This window comes from Methylorubrum sp. GM97, from assembly GCF_024347855.1.
GTDB classification, from domain to species: domain Bacteria; phylum Pseudomonadota; class Alphaproteobacteria; order Rhizobiales; family Beijerinckiaceae; genus Methylobacterium; species Methylobacterium extorquens.
This window is the reverse complement of sequence record NZ_AP025942.1, coordinates 2,484,818-2,503,227: the sequence shown is the minus strand read 5'-3', so window position 1 is coordinate 2,503,227 and position 18,410 is coordinate 2,484,818. Positions and strand designations below refer to the sequence as shown.

Annotated in this window: 15 protein-coding genes and 3 pseudogenes; 6 read left to right on the top strand and 12 right to left on the bottom strand. The window is 69.6% G+C overall.

The genetic code is table 11. The annotated features are described in order from the left end of the window. The first annotated feature begins 40 nt into the window (after positions 1-40). Positions 41-2,068 carry a threonine--tRNA ligase gene (gene thrS, locus MSPGM_RS11725; protein ID WP_261926379.1) on the top strand — a complete coding sequence of 676 codons (2,028 nt, stop codon included), beginning with the start codon at positions 41-43 and terminating at the stop codon, positions 2,066-2,068. Between the two features lie 30 nt (positions 2,069-2,098). On the opposite strand, the gene MSPGM_RS11720 is transcribed toward thrS, so the two are convergent. Beyond that, the gene (locus MSPGM_RS11720; protein WP_003599153.1) at positions 2,099-3,493 is read right to left on the bottom strand and encodes a PLP-dependent aminotransferase family protein; all 1,395 of its coding nucleotides are present in this window, start codon (positions 3,491-3,493) and stop codon (positions 2,099-2,101) included. A 126-nt stretch (positions 3,494-3,619) separates the two neighbouring features. Between MSPGM_RS11720 and MSPGM_RS11715 the strand changes: the two genes are divergently transcribed. After that, positions 3,620-3,751: a hypothetical protein gene (locus MSPGM_RS11715; protein WP_003599152.1), complete on the top strand. Its 132-nt coding sequence runs from the start codon at positions 3,620-3,622 to the stop codon at positions 3,749-3,751. A gap of 204 nt (positions 3,752-3,955) precedes the next feature. Here the strand turns inward: MSPGM_RS11715 and MSPGM_RS11710 are convergent, their stop codons facing one another. Both MSPGM_RS11710 and MSPGM_RS11705 read right to left on the bottom strand, forming a co-directional pair. Then, positions 3,956-4,348 carry a hypothetical protein gene (locus MSPGM_RS11710; protein ID WP_003599151.1) on the bottom strand — a complete coding sequence of 131 codons (393 nt, stop codon included), beginning with the start codon at positions 4,346-4,348 and terminating at the stop codon, positions 3,956-3,958. Between the two features lie 5 nt (positions 4,349-4,353). Continuing rightward, a complete protein-coding gene (locus MSPGM_RS11705) occupies positions 4,354-5,286 on the bottom strand; it encodes a hypothetical protein (RefSeq protein ID WP_003599150.1) in 933 nt (310 codons plus the stop codon). 156 nt (positions 5,287-5,442) lie between these two features. Here MSPGM_RS11705 and MSPGM_RS11700 point away from each other — a divergent pair, with 156 nt between their 5' ends. Beyond that, positions 5,443-6,030: a nitroreductase gene (locus MSPGM_RS11700; protein WP_003599149.1), complete on the top strand. Its 588-nt coding sequence runs from the start codon at positions 5,443-5,445 to the stop codon at positions 6,028-6,030. 10 nt (positions 6,031-6,040) lie between these two features. After that, positions 6,041-6,646 carry a flavin reductase family protein gene (locus tag MSPGM_RS11695; protein ID WP_003599148.1) on the top strand — a complete coding sequence of 202 codons (606 nt, stop codon included), beginning with the start codon at positions 6,041-6,043 and terminating at the stop codon, positions 6,644-6,646. 432 nt (positions 6,647-7,078) lie between these two features. Here MSPGM_RS11695 and MSPGM_RS11690 read toward each other — a convergent pair whose 3' ends face one another. The 4 genes from MSPGM_RS11690 to MSPGM_RS11675 form a co-directional block, all read right to left on the bottom strand. Continuing rightward, positions 7,079-8,071: a catalase family peroxidase gene (locus MSPGM_RS11690; protein WP_003599145.1), complete on the bottom strand. Its 993-nt coding sequence runs from the start codon at positions 8,069-8,071 to the stop codon at positions 7,079-7,081. A 219-nt stretch (positions 8,072-8,290) separates the two neighbouring features. After that, on the bottom strand, positions 8,291-9,163 hold the full coding sequence (locus tag MSPGM_RS11685) for a hypothetical protein (protein ID WP_003599143.1): 873 nt from the start codon (positions 9,161-9,163) through the stop codon (positions 8,291-8,293). Between the two features lie 19 nt (positions 9,164-9,182). Further along, complete coding sequence (locus MSPGM_RS11680) at positions 9,183-9,794, bottom strand: glutathione S-transferase family protein (protein ID WP_003599141.1); 612 nt, start codon at positions 9,792-9,794, stop codon at positions 9,183-9,185. A 38-nt stretch (positions 9,795-9,832) separates the two neighbouring features. After that, entirely contained in the window at positions 9,833-10,501 is a 669-nt protein-coding gene (locus tag MSPGM_RS11675; protein WP_003599139.1) for an aldolase, read from the bottom strand. A gap of 179 nt (positions 10,502-10,680) precedes the next feature. Between MSPGM_RS11675 and MSPGM_RS11670 the strand changes: the two genes are divergently transcribed. Both MSPGM_RS11670 and MSPGM_RS11665 read left to right on the top strand, forming a co-directional pair. Continuing rightward, entirely contained in the window at positions 10,681-11,799 is a 1,119-nt protein-coding gene (locus MSPGM_RS11670; RefSeq protein WP_003599136.1) for a transglycosylase SLT domain-containing protein, read from the top strand. After that, positions 11,796-13,480, top strand: a pseudogene (locus tag MSPGM_RS11665) (DUF2336 domain-containing protein). The gene MSPGM_RS11670 and the pseudogene MSPGM_RS11665 overlap by 4 nt, the downstream one beginning before the upstream one ends. Positions 13,481-13,554: 74 nt before the next feature. Here the strand turns inward: MSPGM_RS11665 and MSPGM_RS11660 are convergent. From MSPGM_RS11660 to MSPGM_RS11640, 5 genes and pseudogenes are all read right to left on the bottom strand, one after another. Then, on the bottom strand, positions 13,555-14,139 hold the full coding sequence (locus MSPGM_RS11660; protein ID WP_003599134.1) for a hypothetical protein: 585 nt from the start codon (positions 14,137-14,139) through the stop codon (positions 13,555-13,557). A gap of 142 nt (positions 14,140-14,281) precedes the next feature. Further along, on the bottom strand, positions 14,282-15,454 hold the full coding sequence (locus MSPGM_RS11655) for a zinc-dependent alcohol dehydrogenase (protein WP_003599133.1): 1,173 nt from the start codon (positions 15,452-15,454) through the stop codon (positions 14,282-14,284). Positions 15,455-15,724: 270 nt separating this feature from the next. Continuing rightward, positions 15,725-16,164: pseudogene (locus MSPGM_RS11650) on the bottom strand (uracil-DNA glycosylase family protein); the annotation flags it as partial. A 321-nt stretch (positions 16,165-16,485) separates the two neighbouring features. After that, positions 16,486-17,181 (bottom strand): annotated as a pseudogene (locus MSPGM_RS11645) (TIGR03915 family putative DNA repair protein); the annotation flags it as partial. Further along, on the bottom strand, positions 17,181-18,392 hold the full coding sequence (locus MSPGM_RS11640) for a putative DNA modification/repair radical SAM protein (RefSeq protein ID WP_012253744.1): 1,212 nt from the start codon (positions 18,390-18,392) through the stop codon (positions 17,181-17,183). The pseudogene MSPGM_RS11645 and the gene MSPGM_RS11640, both read right to left, overlap by 1 nt. Between the last annotated feature and the right edge of the window lie 18 nt (positions 18,393-18,410).

Sequence of the window (18,410 nt, the reverse complement as noted above, 5' to 3'; positions counted from 1 at the left end):
CCCTCCCCGGGGCGTCATCGACGAAAAACACGGTCCCATCATGCCCATCCTGACCTTCCCCGACGGCAACACCCGCGCGTACGACGCCGCGGTGACCGGTCGGACCGTGGTGGAGGGCATCGCCAAGTCGCTCGCCAAGCGCACGGTCGCCATGGCGCTCGACGGCACCGTCTGCGACCTCGACGACACGATCGCGCGCGACGCCGCGATCGAGTTCATTTTTCGCGATGACGCGCGGGCGCTCGAACTGATCCGCCACGACTGCGCGCACGTGCTGGCGGAAGCGGTGCAGGCGCTCTGGCCCGGCACGCAGGTGACGATCGGCCCCGTCATCGAGAACGGCTTCTACTACGACTTCGCCAAGGACGAGCCGTTCACGCCGGAGGACCTCCCGAAGATCGAGGCGAAGATGCGCGAGATCATTTCGCGCGACGCGCCCTTCACCAAGGAAGTCTGGAAGCGCGACGACGTGAAAGCGCTCTTCGCCGAGAAGGGCGAAAGCTACAAGGTCGAGCTGGTCGATGCGATTCCGCCGGGCGAGGATCTGAAGATCTACCGCCAGGGCGAGTGGTTCGACCTCTGCCGCGGCCCGCACATGACCTCGACCGGCAAGGTCGGCGCGGCCTTCAAGCTGATGAAGGTCGCGGGCGCCTATTGGCGGGGTGATTCCAACAATCCGATGCTGACGCGCATCTACGGCACCGCCTGGGCCTCCCAAGCCGATCTCGACGCCTACCTGCACCGTCTGGAGGAGGCCGAGCGCCGCGATCACCGGCGGCTCGGCAAGGAGATGGACCTCTTCCACTTCCAGGAAGAGGGGCCGGGCGTCGTGTTCTGGCACGCCAAGGGTTGGACGATCTTCCAGGAGTTGATCGCCTATATGCGCCGCCGCCTGAAGGGCGACTACGCCGAGGTGAACGCGCCGCAGATCCTCGACAAGTCGCTGTGGGAGACCTCCGGCCACTGGGGCTGGTACCGCGAGAACATGTTCGCGGCCCAATCCGCCGGCGAGGAGGCCGAGGACAAGCGCTGGTTCGCCTTGAAGCCAATGAACTGCCCCGGCCACGTGCAGATCTTCAAGCACGGGCTGAAATCCTACCGCGACCTGCCCCTGCGCATGGCCGAGTTCGGCGTCGTCCACCGCTACGAGCCGTCCGGTGCGATGCACGGCCTGATGCGGGTGCGCGGCTTCACCCAGGACGACGCGCATATCTTCTGCACCGAGGACCAGCTCGCCGCCGAGTGCCTGAAGATCAACGACCTGATCCTCTCGACCTACGCCGATTTCGGCTTCGACCAGATCCTGGTGAAGCTCTCGACGCGGCCCGAGAAGCGCGTCGGCTCCGACGCCCTGTGGGACCACGCCGAAGCGGTGATGACTCAGGTGCTGGCCCAGATCGAGGAGCAGTCGGGGGGCCGGATCAAGACCGCGGTCAATCCCGGCGAAGGCGCGTTCTACGGGCCGAAATTCGAGTACGTGCTGCGCGACGCCATCGGCCGCGACTGGCAGTGCGGCACGACGCAGGTGGACTTCAACCTGCCGGAGCGGTTCGATGCGAGCTACATCGACGCCGACAGCCAGAAGAAGCCGCCGGTGATGATCCACCGCGCCATCTGCGGTTCGATGGAGCGGTTCACCGGCATCCTGATCGAGCATTTCGCCGGGCACTTCCCGCTCTGGCTCGCGCCGGTGCAGGTGGTGGTGGCCACGATCACCAGCGACGCCGACCCTTACGCCCGCGAGGTCGTCCGCGTTCTGGAGCGCGCCGGCCTCCGGGTCGAAGCCGACCTGCGCAACGAGAAGATCAACTACAAGGTCCGCGAGCACTCGTTGGCCAAGGTGCCGGTGCTGCTGGCGCTCGGCCGCCGCGAGGCGGAGGAGCGCACGGTCTCGGTGCGCCGCATGGGAAGCCAGAAGACCACCACGATGACGCTCGATGCGGCGCTCGCCGCCTTCATCGAGGAGGCGACCTCCCCGGATCGCCGCCGGGCGGATGCCGCGTCCGAGAGCCTCCCAAGCACCGACGCGGTGCTCGACGGCCAGCACGTCGAGCTTCCGGCGCCGTAAGACGAACGAGCGGTGGGGCGCAGACGCGCCTCACCCCTCCATCGCCCGCGCGAGTTCGGAAAACACCCGCGGGTCGGCGCATTGCGCCACGTTGAAGCGCATGGCGCCGGCGGCGCCCTGGCTCAGCGAGAACACGTTGCCCGGCGCCAGCACCACGCCGCGGGCGAGAGCCCGGCGGGAGATTTCGGCCGCGTCGAGGCCGTCCGGCAGGCGCGCCCACAGGAACATGCCCCCTGTCGGCACGAAGGGCACGGTGACGCCGACCTCCGCCAGCCGCCGCACCACCGTGCCGCGGGCCTCCGCCAGCCGGGTGCGCATGGCATCGACGTGGTGGCGGTAGCTGCCCTCGGCGAGGAAGCGGTGGACGGTGGCCGCGGTGAGGTGGTTGTCGCTGAGCGAGACCGCGAGCTTGAGATCGACGAGGCGCTCGACCCAGTCGCCGCGGATCGCGATCGCGCCGACGCGGGCGCCGGTCGAGATCGTCTTCGAGAAGCCGCCGACATGGATCACCCGGTCGAGCCCGTCGAAGCCGGCGAGCCGGGGGCCCGGCTCCGCCTCGAAATCGGCATAGGCGTCGTCCTCGACGATGAGCGTGCCGTGCATCTCGGCGAGCCGCAGGATGCGATGGACGGCGACCGGGCTCAGGGTCGCGCCCGTCGGGTTCTGAAGGCCGGAATTGGTGATGTAGAAGCGCGGCCTGTGCTCGATCAGCGCCCCTTCGAACGCGGCGAGATCCGGCCCGTCCGGCCCGAACGGCACGCCGACCATGTTGAGGCGGTGGGCACGGGCGAGCGCCTGGAACGAGAAGTAACAGGGATCGTCGAGCAGCACCGTATCGCCGGGCTCGGCGAGGAAGCGGATGATCAGGTCGAGCGCGTGGGTGACCGAATCGGTCAGCACGAGCTGATCGGGATGGGCGCGGATGCCGCGCTCGGTCAGCCGCAGCGCGAGATGCTGGCGCAAGGGCGCGTGGCCCTGCGGCGTGTCGTAGAACATCACCGCCGCGCTCTGGCGGGCGACTTGGCGCAGCGCCCGGCGCAGCTCCGCCTCCGGCAACCAGTCCGGCGGGAGCCAGCCGCAGCCGGGCCTCAGGGAATCCGGCCGCGCCTCGAGTGATTGCCGGGTGATCCAGATCGGATCGACCGCCCGGTCGAGCCGCGGCCCGATCGCGGTGAGGCAGAGCGGCTCCGGGCGGGCGGAGACGAAGAAGCCCGAGCCCGGCCGCGAGACGATGGCGCCGCGCGCGGCCAGCCGGTCATAGGCCTCGACCACGGTCGATTTCGAGACCTGCATGCTGTCGGCGAGGCCCCGCACCGAGGGCAACCGCGCGCCGGGGCCGAGCGCCCGGCCCTCGATCCGCGCCTCGATGGCCCGCATCACCGTCTCGACCCGCGAGAGGACCGGTTCCGCGACCGTCACCGTCATGGCTGTCCCTCCGAACTGTATCGGTGCTCGTCCCGGACAGTTCGTTGAAATCGTACCGCAACCGTCCCTGTCGGGAAAGCGGCGGCGCCGTCATATCGGGGCCATCGAACCGACAGGAGACAGACCATGACGTTTTTCGAAGACACCCACGCACAGCATCCCGACGCCCGCGCCTGGATCGGCCGGCGCCTGCGCGATGCCATCGTCCTGGCCGCCGGCGCCCTGCTCGCGCTGCCGCTGATCGTGCCGTTCGCTTGAGATTCTATTCGACTGGTTTTCCCAGGACTTACCTCATCCTGAGGTGCCGCGGAGCGGCCTCGAAGGAGGGCTCCAGGAATCGCAGCGTCTTCTGGAGCCCTCCTTCGAGGCCTCCGCTTCGCTCCGGCACCTCAGGATGAGGGGATTGGCCGGAGAAGCGAATCTGATCCACCAACCGGCTGACCCCATTCGCCGAACAGGCGATCAGCCGGCGGTGCAGTTCGCCTCGAACAGCGCCTTCGCCCGCTCCATGGCCCGGAACGCCCCCACGGAGCCCGGGCTGCGCAGCTCCGGACCCTCGGGCAGACGCCCGAGGAAGGGTTCGGACAGGTCCGCCACGAACGGCCGGGACCCGGTATAGGCGCCCATGCGGTTGCGCAGATCGACCGTGCCGCACAAGGCCCCGGCCCGGCCGATCCGCAGGCCGGCGACCTTCGCCTCGGGGTCGCGCATCTGCCGCTCGATCAGGCTCAGCGCGGTCCGCGTCGCCTCCGCCCCGACACCGGCCTCCGAACCGTCCACGACGGTCTGAGAGCCCGCGGCACTTGCGCCGGACAGGATCAGAAGGGCCGCGAGGGCGGTCTTGCGCAGGCGCATCGGGCTCAGCTTCCTTTGGCCACCACTTCGATGTCGCGGTCCATGCCGCTCTCCACCTTGAACTCGCGGGTGAAGACTTGGCCGTCGTGGCGGGCGATCAGCACGTAGTCGCCCTCCGCCAGCGTGACGGATGGGAAGGCGCCGATCGCCTCGCGGATCGTGTCGCCGCCCGGCGTCAGCACGCTGAAGGCGGTGCCGGCGAAGGCCTCGGAGCCGGGGGCGGCCACGAGCTTCAGGGTCACGGTTGCGGCGCGGTGGTTCATGGTCGCGTCGGTGACCTTGCCGTTCTCGACCCGGAGGTCGGCGCGCTGGATCGCGTTCGAATCGCCGTAGCTCGACACGACGTGATAGGTGCCCTCGGGCAGCCGCACGATCTCGCCAGCCTTGATGCCGCTGCGTACGAGGCGCCCTTCCGAATTCGTCCCGATCGGCACGTAGACCGAGAAGCCGAGCTGGTTGCCCGGAATCTTCTGGTCGCCGACCGCCCCCGACAGCTTGAGCGCACCCGCGGCGACGCGGAGCTGATCCGTGTTGGCGGTGCCCGCCATGGTGATCCGCTTCGAGGCGCTGGCATAGCCGTAGGTGACGGTGGCGACGTAGGCGCCGGCTGCGAGCTTGAAGGTCGGGGCAGGATCGTTCGACCGGGCGACGATGGCCGGGCGGGTGCCGTCCCCGTTCTCGCCGTAGACGCGCCAGGTCAGGCCGGAGCGGATCGGCCCGTTCGCGCCGACGAAGACCGCCGAGAGCGAGAGGTCCGCCTCGCCCTCCGCCGCGGGCGGCGGCAACACCGGCCCGGTGACGCCCGGCGAGGGCAGGCCCGGCCCGAACGGCGTCGGCGCTTGCGCGGCCGCGGGCGGGATCGCGGGGAGAGCGGCCAAGGCACCGACCAAGGCGACGACCGAGGCGACGATTCTGCAGCCTGCGGACCCGCGTCCCATCGTCCCTCGATCCTTCTGCCCGCGCCGTCCGGGGCCATCTTGGCCCTCGTTGCGCCCTCGATGCACCCGCGCGCTCTTGAAACCCGACCGTGGCGGCGGCATGGCGGTCGGCAAGTGAGTATCACCCATCCTTCAGCCCCTGCACGCGGATTGTCCATGACCGAGATTCGAGACGCCGCGCCAGCCAGCACCCTCGATCTGCTGCGCACCCGCCGCTCGGTGCCGCCGATCCTGCTCGACGGGCCCGGCCCCACGGCGGAGGAGCTCGACGGCTGGCTCGCGATCGCGGCGCGGGTGCCCGATCACGGCAAGCTCAGCCCCTGGCGCTTCCTCGTCATCGAGGGCGCGGCGCGCGAGCGCGTCGGCGCGATCATCGAGCAGACCTTCCTCGCCGACTTCCCCCAAGCCGACGAGAAGCGGCGCGCGCAGGAGCGGCAGCGCCTCGCCCACGCGCCGACGGTGGTGGGTGTCGTCTCTCGCGCCGGGCCGCACGTCAAAATTCCGGAATGGGAGCAGGTGCTGTCGGCCGGCGCCGTCTGCATGAACCTCGTGGTCGCCGCCAACGCGGCGGGCTACGCCACCGCCTGGCTCACCGAGTGGTTCGCCTATGACCGCCGGGTGCTCGATGCCCTCGGCCTCGACCCGGCCGAGCGCATCGCCGGCTTCATCCATATCGGACGCGCCCGTGAGGTGCCCTCCGACCGGCTGCGGCCGGACCTCGCCCAGATCGTCACGCGGCTTTGAGGCTGACCCCATGCATTACGAGGCCGAGACGCCCAGCCTGCCGCACAACCCGCTGAAGGCCATCGTCGCCCCGCGCCCGATCGGCTGGATCAGCGCCATGGACCGGGCGGGGCGGGTGAACCTCGCGCCTTACTCATTCTTCAACGCGGTGGGCGGCGAGCCGGACATGGTGATGTTCTCCTCCTCGGGCCGCAAGGACGCGATGACGTTCGCGGAAGAGGGCGGCGAGTTCGTGTGCAGCCTTGCCACCTTCGATCTGCGCGAGGCGGTCAACGCCACCTCGGCGCCGCTGGCACGGGGCGAGAGCGAGTTCGGCTTTGCCGGGTTGACCCCCGCGCCGTCGCGCCGCGTGCGCCCGCCCCGCGTCGCGGAATCGCCCGCGGCGATCGAGTGCAAGTGGCTTCAGACCGTGCCGCTGGTGCCGCTCGGCGGCGGTGAGCCGGCGAATTTCATGGTGATCGGGCAGGTGGTCTCGATCTACGTGGACGACCGCTTCGTGAAGGACGGCCGGGTCGATACTGGCGCCATGCGCCCGATCCTGCGCGGCGGCTATTTCGACTACTTCACCACCGAGTCCGAGAACCGGTTCGAGCTGCGGCGGCCGAAGGCCGGCTGAGGGCGTGGGGTGAGGCCCCGATCGGCGTGATCGCTGCTTGGTCTGCGGAACGCAGCAACCGGCGCCCCGGAACACGGCCGAGCGCCTGCGGTTGGTCACGCAGGACGGCAGCACGACCTGCCGCACGCGGGAGCGAATGCATGATGGGACTGTCTGGACGCGGAATTCTCCTCGGTGCTACGCTTCTCACCGGTCTCGCCGGCAGCGTTGCGGCGGCCGAGGACAAACGGGCCGCTTCCCCGTCCCCGGCAAAAGACCGGAATGAGGCCGCCCCCTCCACGGGCAGCGTTGGTGCGGGTGGACTGACCGGCTCGGGCGCCACGAAGGATGGAGCCCGCACCGGCGCTTCGGATACGCCGCGCCCCGCCGGATCCGCGGCTCCGGCCGCCGGGACCGCCCGTTAGGCGGAGCGATCCCGGCCACACCAATCGCCTATTGCGCGCGCCGGCCGAACGACACCGCGTAGGCCTGAACACGCGCATCGATGAGCGGATCGTCCGACACGTCGATGCCGTCGGTGAGCGCGTTTGGCATGAACAGCAGCGCCTTCTCGGCCTCGGCGCTGTCCGGCACGACCTTGGTGACCGTCAGCGTGCCGAGGTCGAGAGTCTTCCGGCTCTCGGGCCACGGCTTCGTGGCGTCGTTGGTGGGATCGCCCGCCTCAGCGAGCTGCGCCAGCACCCGGAACTTCGCCGGCTCCTTGGCGACGCGCGGGCCGATTTCGTCCACGAGGTAGTTCGGCTCCCGTTTGGCCGCCTCCTCGGCGGACAGAATCTCCTCGCCCTGAACCGGGACGACCCGGAACCGGAACGGCTGCCGCTTGCCGTCCTTATCGACGAAAACGAAGGCGTTGACGCCGTTATAGGTCTGCCGGGCGAAGCTCGACGGGGTCTTGGCCGTGGAACCCGCCGTGGCGGCGGCCGGGTGCGTGGCGACGAAGCGCTCCAGTGCGGTCGGCTTCTTCGCGTCCGGCCCGCTCTCGGACACCGCCTTCAGCAGGTCGCGGAATTCCTCGCCGGTGGCGACAGGGAAATATGCGAGCGAGTTCAGGACGACGTCCATATCCGAGCCGTCGCCGAGCTTGAACTTGAGCGACATGCCGTGAGGATTGGCGTTGGCGGCGCCGTCCGCGATCGTCGGCACACCGGTCGCATCCGAGAAGCGGATCGTCACCGGCACGGCCGGCCCCGCGAACAGGGACGCCTTGCTGATCTTCGCCGCATCGGCGGAGGGGGTGAAGCTGCCCTCGGCAACCACGCCCTTGGCGTGGTTGGCACGCTTTCCGGGATGCTTGCCGAACAGGGTGTTCATAACGTCGATCGTCTGCTCGGCCGTCGAGCTGTCCTGCGCTCGGGCCGGAAGGCCGCCGAGGAGAGCCAACGCGACACCCGCAGCCAGGGCACGTCCGTATCGTGAGACCACCATTCATTCCTCTCGGGGCATGTCGCGACAGGGGACAGGGGCCGCCCTCGCGAAATGGAACGGTTTTAATCCGAAGCCAAGCGCCGTTGCTTTGGTTACGAACATGCGCTGACCACCGAGTCCGAAAACCGGTTCGAGCTGCGGCTGCCCAAGGGCGGCCGAGGGCGTGCCGGGTCTATCGGCCTGATCGGGTCCAGAGCCGCGAGGATCGGAAGCGGTCCTTCACGGCCGCTGCTCCGAGGCCGCCCGATGCGTCACGATCTCCGTATGGGTCGAGCTTTCCGGCGTCCCGTCCGAACCGACGGCTTCCAGTATCGTGACCCTCGTTCGACGCCAGACCGTCCCAGCCGCATCCGTCTCGAGCGTGATCGCGATCGTACCCGAGATGGTGTCCCGCGCCCGCCTGCGAAGCGCGTCATCCAGGGTCAACGTCTTATCCATGATCTGCGCGACAGCAACATCCCCTTCGGCGCGTGTTCGGCGGACCGCGTCGGGATCGATCGGGAGAAGGGCGGTGTAGGTCTCGCCGCGTGGACCGGCCTGCGTCCGCGTCAACGTCCCGGACACCCGCGATTCGATATCCCGGTAGGGTTCGCCCTCGCCGGCCCTCAGGGATCGCAGGTCGATCCCCTCGACCGTCGCGATGATGGATTGCGGATCGCACTCGATCTTGAACATGGTCCACGTGAACAGCCAGCCCCCGCATGACGCCCGCGTCAGCCCGGCCGCCTTGATCCACGCGTCGATGCGCGCGTCGATCTCGTCAGCATTGACCAGCTTTGCAGGCCCGCTCGACGGCTTGAACAGGCGGGCCGGAAACTGCCACTGGCGCGCTCTGTCCGGCGCGGACGTGTTCTTCGGAAGATCATATTCCAGCTCCACGCCGTCGTCCCTGACGGCGACCACCCGTTCGAGAAGGACGTCGCTGCCCCGCGAATTCGATGAACTGCTGCCGTTTCGACCCGAGGTTTCGTAGCGCCTAACGATCTCCCGTTCATCGCCGACGATGCGGTGGGCCGCGTGATCCGAAGCCCACGCCGTCACAGGCCCGGCCAGGAGCGCAGCGGTCACGGCGACGATCTGGGTCAGCTTCACGTTTGCACGCCGGCTCCGGTTACGACGTCACGCCGGATCGGCCCGCCGCGCCGATCCCGAGCCCGGCCTCGACGCGGGCGATCCAGGCCCGCAAGGCCGGATAGGGCGTGAGGTCGAAGCCGCCTTCGTGGGCGAGGCGGGTGTAGGCCACGAGCGCCACGTCGGCGAGGCTCAGGGCGGAGCCGACGAGGAAGGGCCGCTCCGCCAGGGCGCCCTCCATCAGCGCGAGCGCGGCGTGGCCCCGCTCGAACAGCTTCGGTTCCAGTTCGGCCTCCGATCGGCCGAGATAGAGAAGCTGAAAGCGGCGCACGGCGATGTACGGCTCGTGGCTGTATTGCTCCCAGAACAGCCATTGCCGCATCTTCGCCTGCGCGAAGGCATCCGCCGGGATCAGCGCGGACTCTCGAGCGAGATAGCCGATGATCGCGTTCGACTCGGCGAGGCTGCGCCCGTCCTCCAGCACGAGGGTCGGCACGCGCCCGTCCGGGTTGAGGGCGAGGAAGTCGGCGGTGCGCGTCTCACCCTTCAGGATGTCGAGCTCGCGCCAGTCGAGGTCGATCCCGAGATGCGCTGCGACCCAGGCCACCTTCAGGCAATTGCCCGACTTGCGGTCGCCGTAGACGGTGAACATGGCAACCTCTCCTGTCCCGCTTGCGCCCGAGGGATGCCTCACCCGGCGCCGTCGCGCGGCCGGACCGCGACGCTCGCCGGGGCCCGCACCACGACCCACTCGAAGCCGTTTTGCTGCACCGCCGCAAGCCGCTCGGGTGAGCAATCCTCGCCCTCTGTCACCATGTCGAAGGCGGCCACCCCGGCCGCCGCCGCAGCGAGGCGGACGAGGCTGCGGGACTGGGCGAGCGCGCCCGTTTCTCGCAGGACGACCGCAAGCGCCATCCCATCGAGGCCGAGGCCGAGGCCGGTCAGCCGCGGGCTCGCTCCGGCAAAGCTGCGAGCGTCGAGCACGCCGAGGGGATGGCCGATCATGGCGAGGATCGCGGTCGCGCCGTCGGGCAGGCCGACCTGCGCCTCGCAGACGGCGAGCCGGCCCCCGAGGGCGGCCACGTCCCGGCCGGAGCGCGCATCGCGCAGCAGCACGCCGTCCGGCCTCTGCGCCATGAGTGCATCGAGGCCGGAATCATCGGGACCGTCGAGCGCCGCGTAGAGCGTCAGATCGGGCCGGCGCGCCCGCAGATCCGCCACGAGCTCGGAAGGAAGCGCGGCCTCGAACACCAGCGCATCGGCGCCCGCCGCCAGAGCCGCATCGGCCGATGCCGCGTCCACGATGACGACGGCGCGGCGCAGCGCGTCAGGCTCGGATCGGGGCGAGGCGGGGCGCATGCGGCCTTCGATGGATCGGGGCAGATTCAGAACGGCGCCTTTCTGCCCAAGCGGGCGGAAAACCTACGCTTTCTTGTGACGCGACAGGTTGGGAAACGGCCTCATTCAAGCTTCCTTTACCATATGTGCAGGAAAGTCGGGTCTCGCGGGGCCGAATGACGGTCCCGGCGGGACACGTCATGTTCCTGTTCAACAATTCTCCCGTCGCCACCCGCGAGACCGCCGCCCCGGCGCGGGCGGCCGCGGCGAGCGGCGAGGTCGTCGATGCGATCCGCGAAGGGGCGCAGACGAGCGGCGTCGGCTTCGACTATCTGCTCGCCACGGCCCAGCGCGAATCGAGCCTCAACCCCTCGGCCAAGGCGAGCACCTCCACCGCGACCGGCCTGTTCCAGTTCATCGAGCAGACCTGGCTCGGCGTCATGAAGAATGCCGGGCCCAAGCTCGGCCTCTCCTCCTACGCCGACGCGATCTCCTCGAGCGCGGATGGCCGCTACAGCGTGGCGGATCCGGCGGCGCGGCAGGCGATCCTCGACCTGCGCCGCGATCCCAAGGTCTCGGCGGCGATGGCGGGCGCGCTGACGCAGCGCAACGGCGAGGCGCTGAGCGCGGCGCTCGGGCGTGAGCCGAATGCGGGCGACCTCTACGCGGCCCATGTCCTCGGGGCGAAGGGCGCGAGCGCCTTGATCGCGTCGGCGCAGACGAACCCGTCCCGGCCCGCCGCCCTCGACATGCCGGAGGCGGCCGCCGCCAACCGCAGCCTGTTCTACGACCGCGCCGGGCGCCCGCGCAGCGCCTCCGAACTCTACGGATTGTTGAGCCAGACCACGACCGGCGTGGCGACCCCGGTCGCGACCGCCGCGGCCGACGCGAACCCGCCGACGTCCTACGCCTCGTTGGAGGGCGGTCTGCGCTCGCTGTTCCAGACCGACCGGCGCCAGGGCGCGGTCTCGGAAGGGGTGGCCAAGCTCTGGCAGAACCGCGCCGCCGCAAGCACGGCGGAGCGCACCGGCCCGACCTACTTCCCGCGCTCCGACGCCTGGAACGAGACCGAGAGCACGGCCGCGCCGAGCGCCACCGCGAGCAACATCACGACGACGGGAACCGCCGTGGCGGAAACCGCCGCCGCCTCGGAGGCCATCGTCGTGCCGCTTCCGCCGCGCCGGCCCGCCGGACTGACGGCGATGGCGGCAGCGACCACCACCTTCATGGCCGGCCCGACGACGGACCGGCCGCCCGCCACCGCTGCGAAAAACTCGCTGTTCGATCCCTCCGCCTTCCGGCTCAGGAGCGGCTCATGATTCTCCGCCAGTTCCTCACCCTCACCCAGAACGCATCCCCGAGCGGCGCGCCGAGGCCGCGGGCGCGCTGACGCGCAGCTACCTCCAGGGCACGTTGGGCCCGGAAGCGGCCTGGGAAGCCAAGACGACCCTGCTCGCCCTGCTCGACGACCCCGCCGCGGCGGTGCGCCGGGCGCTGGCGCAGGCCTGCGCCGATTCGGATCAGGCACCGCGCCCGCTGATCGTGGCGCTCGCCTCCGACCAGCCGGACATCGCCTGCCTCGTGCTGGCGCGCTCGCCCGTGCTGATGGATGCCGACCTCGTCGATTGCGTCGCGATGGGCTGCGAGGAAACCCGCACCGCGGTGGCCGGGCGGCTCGACCTGTCGAAGCCAGTCGCCGCCGCGCTGGCGGAGGTGGGCGGCGCTCCCTCGCTCATCGCCCTGGCACAGAATCCCTTCGCCGCGATCGGCACCGCCGCGCTGCTGCGGATGGTCGAGCGGCACGGCGACGACGCGGCCCTGCGCCAAGCCCTGCTCGCGCGCACCGATCTCGCCATCGAGGTCCGCCACGCCATCGTCACCCTCATCGCCGAGCAGCTCTCGCGCTTCGGCCAGGATGCCGGCTGGATCAGCTCGGAGCGCGGCGCCCGCACCGCCCGCGAGGCCCGCGACGCCGCAGCCCTCGCGCTCAGCGACGAGGCCGGGGAAGCGGGGCTCGCCCGGCTCGTCGCGCATCTGCGGGTGCAGGAACAGCTCACCGCCGGGCTGATGCTGCGGGCGGTTCTCTCCCTGCGCCTGCCCTTCGCGGAGATGGCGCTGGCCGAGTTGAGCGGACTGAGCCGCGCCCGCGTCGCCGGGCTGATGCGCGAGCCGCAGGGAGCGGGCTTTTCCGCCCTGCACCGCCGCGCCGGCTTGCCCGATCTGCTGCTGCCGGCGGTGCGCGCGGCGCTGACCGTGTGGCGCGATTCCAATGACGGCCGCAACGGCATTGACGGGCCGCGTCTCGCCCGTTCGATGATCGAGGCGGCGCTGACCGCCTGCGATACCCTGCCCTTCACCGAGGCGCGTGGCCTGATGGCGCTGCTCGCCCGCTTCGAGGCCGAGGCGGCCCGGGACGAGGCCCGCATCCTGTCGCACGAACAGGCCGAGGCGCAGGCGCGGGAAACGGGCGAGGCCGCCATCCTGCTCACCGCACCGGCGCCGGTGGAGGTCGTCGCCACGACCGCGCCCTCCGAAATCCTCGTCCTGTCCCCGGCCTCCGCCACGTTGGAGCCGAACATGCCCGACGCCTCGACCGCGTGGCCGCTGGCGCCACGGCCGGAAGACCGGATCGGCGCGACCGTGGTCTCGGCCGGGCCGGACGCGGCGATCGTGCCGGATTCGGCCGAGATCGTGCTCGCTGGCCTCGCCGACGCGATCATCGCGCAGTTCATGGCCGACCGTGCCGCCGCCTCGGCGCCGACCCCGGCCCTGATCGCAGCGCCCTCGCCGGAGCCGCTGACGGAGATCGTTCCGGAACTGTCGCCGGAGCCGCTGCCGGAACTGTCGCCCGAAATCTCGGCCGAACCCCTGCCCGAGATCTTGGTCGCGCCCAAGCGCATCGCACGCCCGCGTGCGATCGCCGTGGCGGTGGCCGCCGGCATGATCCCGGAACACCTGATCCTCAGCTACCGCGCGGACCGCGAGCGCCTCGCCGCGTGAACCGGCCTTAGCGCGGAGGCCTTGGCGCGGAGAAAGCCTTGGCGCGGAGACGGCTTGTACGCCGCCTCGGCGCCTTACGCCTCGGCCGACGTCCAAGGCCGCATCGCCTGCGGCCCGACGATGTCGAGCGGCGGCTCGAAATCGCTGGCCCGGCCGCGCATCGCCTCCGGCGATTCCGGGAAGCCGCTGCGGCGGCCATAATCGCTGCGGACCCGGCGCGAGGGACGGAGCGGCGCCTCCGACAGGTTGTGGGCGCAGACCACATCGAGGGCGGTGACGCCGGCCAGGGCCATGAGCGCGATCATCGCGTTGCCCCGTTTCGGGTTGCTCTCCTCCAGGGCCGGCAGCACCGTGGCGATATCGACGGCATCACCCCCGACCCGCCCCCAGATCCAGGGCGTGGGATCCTGCGTGCCGAGGATGCCGACGCCGGTGACGATCTCGCGCACGCCGTAAGCTTGGATGACGGGGGTCAGCTCGGGCTTGCCGAGCCAGCGGGCGATCGCCGCACCGCCGACGATCTCGGCGGCGCCGAGACCGAGAGAGAACCAACCGAGTCCCTGGGCGAGCCCTTCCGTCGCCGGATCGGGCCGTCGTCGAGAATCGGGCGCGATCCGAGCGAGCGCGCCGCCGTTCGATCTGTCGCTGTCGCGGGCCATGACACCTCCGCTTTCGAGATTGAATCGGGTCATACCAAATCCGGTTGATCCCTTCGGGATGGCGGATTTGGGCTTCGCTCAAGCGCCGCGCGGGCTGACCGATACGGTTCCCGCTTTGATCAAGCGGAAACCGTATCTGTCGTCAGGGCCGCAGCACGACCTTGATGCAGTTGTCCTTCTTGTCCCGGAACGTCCGGTACAGCTCGGGCCCCTGCTCCAGCCCGGCCCGGTGGGTGATGACGAAGGAGGGATCGATCTGGCCCTCCTCGATCCGCCGCACGAGGTCGTCGGTCCAGCGGTTCACGTGGGTCTGGCCGGCGCGGAGGGTCAGGCCTTTGTTCATCAGTGCGCCCATCGGCATCTTGTCGACGAGGCCGCCATAGACGCCGGGGATCGAGAGAATGCCGGCGGGGCGGCAGACATAGATCATCTCCCGTAGAACCGAGGCGCGATCGCTCTCCAGCATCATCGCCTGCTTCACCCGGTCGTAGACCTGCTCGACGGCGCGGGGCGAATGCGCCTCCATGCCGACCGCGTCGATGCACTTCTCCGGACCCTTGCCGTGGGTCAGCTCGTTCAAGCGCTCGACCGGGCTCTCGTGGGTGTTGTCGATGACGATCGCGCCGCCGGCGCGCGCCATCTCAAGGCGCTCGGGGACGCTGTCGATGCAGATCACTTGTTTGGCGCCGAGCAGGATCGCCGAGCGGATCGCCATCTGTCCGACCGGACCGGCGCCCCAGATCGCAACCGTATCGGTCGGCTGAATGTCGGCCTGCACCGCCGCTTGCCATCCGGTGGGGAAGATGTCTCCGAGGAACAGCACCTGCTCATCGGTGAGCGAATCTGGCACCTTGATATGCGTACGGTCGGCGAACGGCACGCGGACATACTCGGCCTGCCCACCGGCATAGCCGCCGGTGAGGTGCGAGTAGCCGAACAGGCCGGCGGTGCCGTGGCCGAACGCCTTGTCGGCCAGACTCCGGTTGCGGTTCGTGCGCTCGCAGACCGAGAAGAAGCCGCGCTTGCACTGGTCGCACTCGCCGCAGGTGATGATGAACGGGATCACCACCCGCTCACCCTTCTTAAGCGTGCCGTTCAGGCCGCGGCCGGTCTCGACCACCTCGCCCATGAATTCGTGGCCGAGGATGTCACCCTTCTTCATTGCCGGGATGACGTGGTCGTACAGATGGAGGTCCGAGCCGCAGATCGCGCAGGCAGTGACCTTGATGATCGCGTCGCGATCGTCTTCGATCTCGGGATCGGGAACGGTGTCGCAGCGGATGTCCTGGGTGCCGTGCCAGACGAGGGCTCTCATCGGATCTCTCCCAAGGATTATTTTCGGACACGCGCGAATGCTTGCGCACGCTGCCTGCATATCCACGGGATGGCGGGTTTTGTTTCGGTCTTGATCGATGATGTTTGGAGCTGCTTACAATTGATCGTTTTGCAGCTTCCCGGCGCCTCTTAGAGCCGTATCCGGCCTGATTGCCTCAGGCCGGCGTCTCTTGGTCTTTGTATCAGCGGGCTTTCTTGCGCCGAACCGGTGACCACTTCGTCGGAAAGCGCTCTGGGAGAAGCGCTCGCCTCAGGCCGCGAGGGCATTGGCCCGCCGCAGGTCATCGACGAAGGCCTGATAGGCCGCCGCCTTCGCCGCCTCGTCGGGCAGGCGCAACAGGTAGGAGGGGTGGACTGTGATGAAGCCCGCGAAGGGCCGCCCGAACTCGGCGGGGCCGCGGGCGCGGGTGATCGGGATCTGCTTGCCCGTCAGCGACAGCACCGCGGTGGCCCCCAGCGCCACGACGAGTTTGGGGGCGACGAAGTCCAGTTCCTTCTCGAGCCACCAGCGATAGTGGCTCACTTCGCCGGCGGTCGGCTTCTCGTGGATGCGGCGCTTGCCGCGCAGCGTGAATTTGAAGTGCTTGACCGCATTCGTGAGGTAGGCCTCCCCCGGTCGATCCCCGCCTCTTCCAGCGCGCGGGAGAGAAGCTGACCCGCCGGCCCGACGAAGGGTTTGCCCTGGCGATCCTCCTGATCGCCCGGCTGCTCGCCGACGAAGGCGATCCGCGCGCCGACCGGCCCTTCGCCGAGCACGGCTTGTGTGGCGCCGGGCACCAGCGGTTCGGAGCGAGCGATGATCGCGTTGAGGGCTTCCAGCGAATCCGGCTCATCCTGGGCCATCTTCGCCACGGCGCGGACGGGGTCACGCTTGACCGGCATCGTCGGCTCCTTCTCGATCATCGCCTGCGCGCGGGCGCTCGCGGCCCGCACGAGGGCAGGAATCGCCGCCGTCTCCGGCATGTTCCGCCAGTACTTGCGGGGCATCTCGGCGCGCATGGCATCGAGGTTGAGTCGGGCCGGATTGAAGGTGCTCTCGTAATAGTCGCGCCAGCCGGCCTCGAAGCCGTCCCCTTCCGGCACATCCTCGCGGCGGCCGGGCGGACCGAAGTGGAGCGTGCCGTCCCAATGCGCCGACCCTTCCGGCGTCAGGATCGACCATGTCAGCCCGCGGAAGCGATCGACGAAGAAGGGAGCCGCGGCCCCCAGGATGTGGTGGTCGGGCTCGAACCACGCCACGAAGCGCTCGGCCCCCTCCCCCGGCACCCGGCGGAAGCGCAGGAAGGCGTGCATCTTGTGCAGGTCGCGGCCGATCGCCTTGCGCATCCGGTGGAGACGGTGGACGAGCGGATCGCTCAGGACATCCATCAGCGCCCGCTCACCGTGCAGGACGCGCCAGAGCAGAGCGTAGAGCAGGCCGTAGCGCTCGGGATCGCGGTGCGGCACCACCATCGGGATCAGCTCGGTCACCGCGCGGGGAAGCCGCAACGGCGGGCCGTCTACGGAGCCGGACTCGGCGCCGAACAGGCTCGGAGCCTCGGTCTGCCAGACGATGTTTTTCGGCGGGATCTCGGCCGCGATCAGGCGGCGCGCCGCGGTGCGAAACCCCGAAAGATCTGCGCCGGGGGCGAGGCTGATGACATGGATGCCGCCGCCAAAACGCCCTCCCCCCTCTGCGGGGGAGGGGTTTTCTAACGGCTCGCCCATCAGAACAGACTCAACTGCTCGGCCGGCTCCGCGAGCTTGGCCCGCAGATCGAGCCGGTCGGTCAGCGTCGTCGGCCGGAAGTCCTCGGCGATGAGGAAGGGCCGCGCCCGCTTCAGCCCCGAACTCAGGCGGGCCACATCGTCGAGGCGCAGGCGGCCATGGCGGCGCGCCTTGATGATGGCATCGACCGCCCGCGCCCCGAGCCCCGGCACCCGCAGCAGCATCTCGCGGTCGGCGCGGTTCACATCGACGGGAAAACAGTGACGGTTCTTGAGCGCCCATGCGAGCTTGGGGTCGATGTCGAGGGCGAGCATGCCGTCCTCGGAAGCCCCGGCCACGTCGTCGGGGGAGAACTCGTAATACCGGATCAGCCAATCGGCCTGATACAGCCGGTGCTCGCGTCGCAATGGCGGCGCCTGCGGCGGCAGGGCCGCGGAGGCGTCGGGGATCGGGCTGAAGGCCGAGTAGTAGACGCGCTTGAGGCCGTAGGTGCCGTAGAGCAAAGCGGATTTACGGATCATCGCCTCGTCGGTGGTGGCATCAGCCCCGACGATCACCTGCGTCGATTGCCCGGCCGGCGAGAAGCGGCGGCGCTCCTCCTTGGCCTGGACGATGCGCTCGCCGATCTGGCCCATCGCGCTCTCGATCGCCGCGCCGTCCTTCTCCGGCGCGAGGCGGTTCAGGCTCGCCTCCGTCGGCAGTTCGAGGTTGATCGAGAGCCGGTCGGCGTAGAGCCCCGCCTCCTCGATCAGCCAGGGGCTCGCCTCGGGGATCGACTTCAGGTGGATGTAGCCGCGAAAACCGTGCTCGCGCCGAAGCTTCTTGGCGACGCGGGTCAGCATCTCCATCGTGTAGTCCGGCGAGCGGATGATGCCCGAGGAGAGGAACAGCCCCTCGATGTAGTTGCGCTTGTAGAACTCGATCGTCAGCGTCACGACCTCCTCGACCGAGAAGCGCGCGCGGGCGACGTTCGAGGAGCGCCGGTTCACGCAATAGGCGCAGTCGAACAGGCAATAGTTGGTCAGCAGGATCTTGAGCAGCGAGACGCAGCGCCCGTCCGGCGTGTAGGCGTGGCAGATGCCGGCGCCCGTGGTCGAGCCGAGCCCGTCCGCGCCGGCCTTGCGCTTGGGCGCACCGGAGGACGCGCAGGAGGCGTCGTATTTGGCGGCATCCGCAAGGATGCGCAGCTTGCGCGCGAGCTTCTCGTCCATCGAACGGAAGATGAACGC